General features: G+C 38.3%; 5 protein-coding genes. All 5 read left to right on the forward strand.

Annotated elements, in window-relative coordinates; all coding sequences use genetic code 11:
* Positions 1-38 precede the first annotated feature (38 nt).
* Positions 39-776 carry a TVP38/TMEM64 family protein gene (locus tag Q0F90_RS06460; protein WP_296004246.1) on the forward strand — a complete coding sequence of 246 codons (738 nt, stop codon included), beginning with the start codon at positions 39-41 and terminating at the stop codon, positions 774-776.
* A gap of 82 nt (positions 777-858) precedes the next feature.
* Positions 859-2,052, forward strand: a complete 1,194-nt coding sequence (locus Q0F90_RS06465) for a PLP-dependent aminotransferase family protein (RefSeq protein WP_296004247.1) — start codon at positions 859-861, stop codon at positions 2,050-2,052.
* 123 nt (positions 2,053-2,175) lie between these two features.
* Positions 2,176-3,009: an Mrp/NBP35 family ATP-binding protein gene (locus Q0F90_RS06470; protein WP_105094252.1), complete on the forward strand. Its 834-nt coding sequence runs from the start codon at positions 2,176-2,178 to the stop codon at positions 3,007-3,009.
* Positions 3,010-3,253: 244 nt separating this feature from the next.
* Complete coding sequence (locus Q0F90_RS06475; RefSeq protein WP_296004248.1) at positions 3,254-4,654, forward strand: anion permease; 1,401 nt, start codon at positions 3,254-3,256, stop codon at positions 4,652-4,654.
* Between the two features lie 252 nt (positions 4,655-4,906).
* On the forward strand, positions 4,907-6,013 hold a 1,107-nt coding region (locus Q0F90_RS06480), incomplete at its 3' end, for a M18 family aminopeptidase (protein WP_296004249.1).

A 6,013-nucleotide genomic window follows, 5' to 3' on the forward strand; every position in this document is an offset into this window, starting at 1 on the left:
GTTATAATGAAGCTAGTCTTTATTTATAAGAGGTATATATGAGTAAACGAAATTTAAAGCCTTCTGGTGAGGGCTGGGTACAGTTAATAGCGGGCATAGGTTTTATTATCCTATTAATTGTCATTAATATTGTAGATCCTACGTTTTATCCGACTATGTGGCATTTAGCTACTAGTGGTTCTATGGAGGAAGTCGCGGAGTATATTCAAAGCTTTGGTCCTATGGCCATGGTAGTGAGTATGGTCCTCGATATTTTCGTCAATGCTGTAGGCTTCTTGCCATCTATTTTCATCTCTACTGCTAATGGCTTAGTTTTCGGCATGTGGCCTGGCATTATTATTTCTTGGCTTGCCGAGACGATTGGCGTAGTTATTAGCTTTTACATTATGCGTTACTTTTTGCGGGATACAGCAGATAAGTTGATTGCCAAGAGTACGGTGTTGATGAAAGTAGATGATTTCTCTGGTAAAAATGGTTTTGTGGTTATGTTATTTGCACGGTCTTTACCATATTTTCCGTCTGGCGTCATCACTGCATTAGGTGCCATTAGTAAAATTAAACCGCGAGATTATATCTTAGCAAATTTAATTGGTAAATTCCCATCTACAGCTCTTGAAGTTGCCATCGGTACAGATATTGTAAATTTCCAAGAGAATATGGGGCGATTAGGAATTATCGTAGTTGTTGCTGGCGTAGTGTACTTTATACTATGGAAAGTATACAAGAACTATATGGATAAGAAAAATGCTGAACAAGAGCACGATCCTAATGCGTAATATTATAGTCTTAATTTTTAATCCTAGTAAGATTTTCTCGCAGTAATATTTTCGACTTAGTATATATGAAAGAGGCGATAGTATGAGCTTTTCTCTTCCTGAACGTGTAACCTTAAAAGGTCCTAATTTTATTCGTGAAGTATTTGAACGTGGTGTAGGTGTAGAAGGTTTTATTAGCTTTGGTATCGGCAATCCTGCGCCTGAAGCAATTCCTGTGAAAGTAATTGAAAAGGCTTTTGATGAAGTAGTTCATTCCAACCCTATGAGCCTTTTACAATATGGCCCTATGCAGGGGGATGCACGACTAGCTGAGCTTACATTGGAGCGTTTAGTAAAAACCCATAAGATGAACCCAGAAGGTCAAGGTCTTATTATCTCCAATGGTGCAGGTCAATTATTAGGGCTTGTGCCGATTACCGTGTTAGAACCAGGCGATGAAGTGTACATGGATGAGTTTACTTTCACTAGTGCTATTAATTCTGTACGAAACATGGGTGGTAAAGCATTAGGTATTAAAACCGATGAGCACGGTATGATTCCAAGTGAATTAGAGAAGGCCGCTCAATCTGGTAAAGGGAAATATATTTATCTCATTCCTAACTTCCAAAACCCAACAGGTATTACGATGCCGTTGGAACGTCGTAAGGAGATTTACACTATTGCATCTAAATATGATTTGTTTATCTATGAAGATGATCCATATGGTGAAATTCGTTTTGCCGGTGAATATATTCCAACCTTTAAATCTTTTGATACAGAAAACCGCGTTCTTTATGCAGGTTCTTATTCTAAAACATTGTCTGCAGGCTTGCGCGTAGGTTTCTTATTTGGTCCCGCAAAAGTTATTGAAGCGATTCAAGCATTAAAAAATAATACAGCAGGCCAAATGCCATTAGTAACTCAAAAGGTAGTAGCCAAAGTGCTAGATACAATTGACTATGATGCGCATTTAGATAATGTGCGCAAAGTCTATAAAACTAAATGCGATGCTTTACTTAATGCCTTTGATAAGTATGCAAGTTCTAAGGTTCATTTAACTCAACCTACAGGTGGTATGTTTGCATGGATGACTATGCCAAAGGATGTAAATTGTGATGATTTCTTTGAAGCTTGTATGGATCGCAATGTAGGGATTATTAAATGCGGTGCCTTTGCAGCAGATGGCGCAGGGGAAGGCCATGCGTTCCGTTTGAGCTATACTGTACCAACGGTAGAAGAAATTACAAAGGGTATGGAAATTCTAGGTGCTTTAACTAAAGAATTCTGTGGTGAGTAATATATTGATAATTTTTGATATGACGTGATACAATGTAACAGTAGATACATTGTATTTACCATATAGAAAAAGAGTTTTACATATAGATGTGAGGTAGTTCCTCCAAGAAAGTAGGTGTTTACTATGGGTTGCGGTAGCAGCAGTGATTGTGGCGGATGCCCATCTCAATCTTCTGGTTGCGGTGGCGGCGCTCCTCAACAACCTCAAGATCTTACAGCTCCATTACACGAGCTTAGTTCTGTTAAACATGTAATCGGCGTAGTATCTGGTAAAGGTGGCGTAGGTAAATCCTCCGTTACGAGCTTGATGGCCATTACAATGGCGCGTAAAGGTTACAAAGTAGGTATCCTCGATGCGGATATTACAGGTCCTTCTATTCCTAAGATGTTCGGCATCAAGGAAAAAGCATATGCTGACGAAATCGGTATGTATCCTGTAAAATCTAAAGGTGGTATTGACGTTATGTCTGTAAACCTTCTTTTGGAAAATGATACCGATCCTGTTTTATGGCGTGGTCCTATTTTGGGCAATGTAGTAAAACAATTCTACACAGATGTTATTTGGAAAGACATCGATTATTTATTCGTTGATATGCCGCCAGGAACAGGTGACGTAGCGATTACTGTATACCAATCCTTGAAATTGGATGGTATTATCATCGTTACATCTCCTCAAGACTTGGTATCCATGATTGTTGAAAAAGCAGTAAAAATGGCTGATTTAATGCAAGTGCCTATTATTGGTGTAGTGGAAAACTACTCTTACTTCCATTGCCCAGATAACGGTAAGGATTACCAAATCTTTGGTGAAAGCCACATTGAAGAAATCCTTCAAAAATACGGTCTATTATTGTTGAACCGTTTACCAATTGATCCAACTATTGCAAATCTTTGCGACCAAGGTGATATTGAGTCTATCGAAAAAACAAACTTAGAGAACGTATCTCTACCTGAATAGGATTTATATGATGATGAAAGCTGTGCATACCTCGTGATGCACAGCTTTTTCTCACATCTTTTTATCTTCCAATATATTATATTAAGGATAGGAAGATATATTTATAACTTCACATACTACTGATATATACTGAAGACACCGTAGCTGAAAGGGGCTATTTTGTGTGTTGACTTGGCCACCTTACGATGCCTTGGTATTTCAGCAGTTATATATTTGAGTTTTTTCCTATGTAGGAGGTATGTGTATGAAAAAACTATTAAACTGGATCATTCCAGCAGCCTTTGGTTTAGGCTTGTGGTTTGTTCCAACTCCAGAGGGGTTAACTCCTCAATCATGGCATTTATTCGCCATCTTTGTAGCTACTATCGTAGGCTTTATTACTCAGCCAATTCCGATTGGTGGCGTATCCATCGTAGTTATTACTGTGGCTGCTTTAACAGGTACATTGAAGATTAGTGAAGGCATTTCTGGTTTTGCTAATTCTGCAATCTGGTTAATTGTAGGCGCGTTCTTATTCTCTCGTGGCTTTATTAAAACTGGTTTGGGGAAACGTATTGCTTATAATTTAATTTCTGCTTTTGGTAGTAGTTCTTTGCGCTTAGCTTATGCATTGGCTTTATCTGATTTAATCTTGGCTCCAGCAACACCATCTAACACAGCTCGTGTAGGCGGTGTTATTATGCCTATTACGACAAGCTTGGCAAAAGCCTTCGGTTCTGAACCTCAAGATGGTCCTCGTAAAATTGGTTCTTTCTTGATGCAATCTATTTACCAAGTAAATACAATTACATCTGCTATGTTCCAAACATCCATGGCTGGTAATACTTTGGTTGCGGCTTTAGCGCTTCAATCCTTTGGTATCGGCATTACTTGGGGTGACTGGGCTATGGCAGCTATCGTTCCTGGTATTATTGCATTGATCATTATGCCGTACTTTATCTATAAAGCATATCCACCGGAAATCAAAGATGCTCGTGAAGCACAACAAATGATTCGTGAAGAGTTAAAAGGCCTTGGTAAAATGTCCTTCCAAGAATGGGTTATGCTTGGTGTATTTGTTTTAGCTTTAGTATTGTGGGCTACGTCTCAATTTACAAAAATTGATGCTACAACTGTTGCGTTCTTGGGCATTTCTATTTTACTTGCAACAGGCGTTCTTATTTGGGACGATGTTAAAAGCGAAAAAGGTGCTTGGGATACATTAGTTTGGATGGGTACGTTGATGGGCTTTGCTGGATTCCTTTCCAAATTGGGCTTCATCAAATGGGCTACACTTCAAGTTGGTGGTTATATCCCTGAAGGATCTTGGGTAATTGCTTTCGTTATCGCCGTTCTTGTTAATACATATGCACACTATGTATTTGCATCTTTAACAGCGCATATTTCTGCAATGTTTGTAGCATTCTCTGCTATTGCTATTTCTGCAGGTGCACCACCTATGTTGACATTGTTGATGATTGCATTCACATCTAACTTGTGTATGTCTTTGACTCACTATGCAGCAGGTCCATCCCCAGTAATCTTTAACACTGGTTATGTCCCTCAAAATACATGGTGGAAACTTGGTTTCTTTGCATCCGTAATCAACTTAATCATCTTTATGGGCCTTGGTTCCGTATGGATGAAATTGATTGGTATGTGGTAAGAAGTAATTCTGATAATTTTATATGGTCGTAGTACATATAACTGTAAATTTTTTGATTTAGAGGTGTATGTATTTACAATGTATGTTGAAAGCCGCTCCGAAAGGGGCGGCTTTTTTGTGATAAAATAATAGTAATTAATATCTTATTAATGTATATCTTCTAAAATATAAAGATAAGAATTATAAGAAACATAACAAGTCAAAAACTATTCATGATATGGAACAAATTGTATTTGTGCATAGGAGGGAACTATGAAGTTTGATAATGAACAGTTATTAAAATATATCGGTGCCTGTACTTCACCGTACCATACGGTAGATACAAGCTTACAAATGTTATTAGACTCTGGATTCACTGAACTCAGTTTAGAAGATGAGTGGCAGTTAGATTCTGGTTCTTATGTGGTAAATGTATTTGGCACCACTTTATTTGCCTTTCATATAGGTAAGAAACCAGAGCATACATTGCGTATCGCTTCGGCTCATACTGATTTCCCTGCTATTCGAGTTAAACCTAATCCTATTACATCTGTAAAAGGCTACACTAAGTTAAATGTAGAAATGTATGGTGGTCTCATCGAAAATACATGGCTAGACCGTCCACTGGGTGCGGCAGGTACAGTAGTCTTAAAAGGTGATAATGCTTTTGATGTAGACTCTGTATTAGTTGATACAAAACGGCCCATTGCCATTGTTCCTAATTTGGCGATTCACATGAATCGTTCTGTTAATGATGGGGTTAAGCTGAATCGTCAAAAGGAAATGCTACCTATTATGATGATGGACCGTAAAAAAGATGATAATGGTGCAAGAGGTTTTGTTGATAACAGAAATCCAAGCTTATTCCCTGACACCGATGCTAAATATGATGAGTGGAGTACTTTTTTAGCTGATGAAGTAGATTGTGATCCGTCAGAAATTTTGTCCTACGAAATGACTTTATATCCTACGGAGCAAGGCTGCGTACTTGGCACAGAAGGTGATTTCATTAGTGCTCCGCGGTTAGACAATTTAACATCTTGTTTTAGCGTATTATCTGGCATTATTCAAGCACGTAAACATAGTGCTAATGGTGTACGTTGTGCGATTCTCTTTGATAATGAAGAGGTAGGTAGTCGCACAAAACAAGGTGGGGCAGGTATGCTTTTACCTAACCTCATTAAACGTGTGTATGATGCATTAGGATATTCTAATCAAGAGATGGACAGCTTTATCTCTAAAGGCTTTATGATTTCTTCCGATGTAGCACATGGGTTACATCCTAACTATCCAGAGAAAAACGATATTACAAATATTCCTGTTCTCAATAAAGGCCTTGCTCTTAAAATTGCATGTAGCCAATCTTATGCGGGGGATGCG

The sequence above is a fragment of the uncultured Veillonella sp. genome (assembly GCF_934190855.1).
GTDB lineage: Bacteria > Bacillota > Negativicutes > Veillonellales > Veillonellaceae > Veillonella.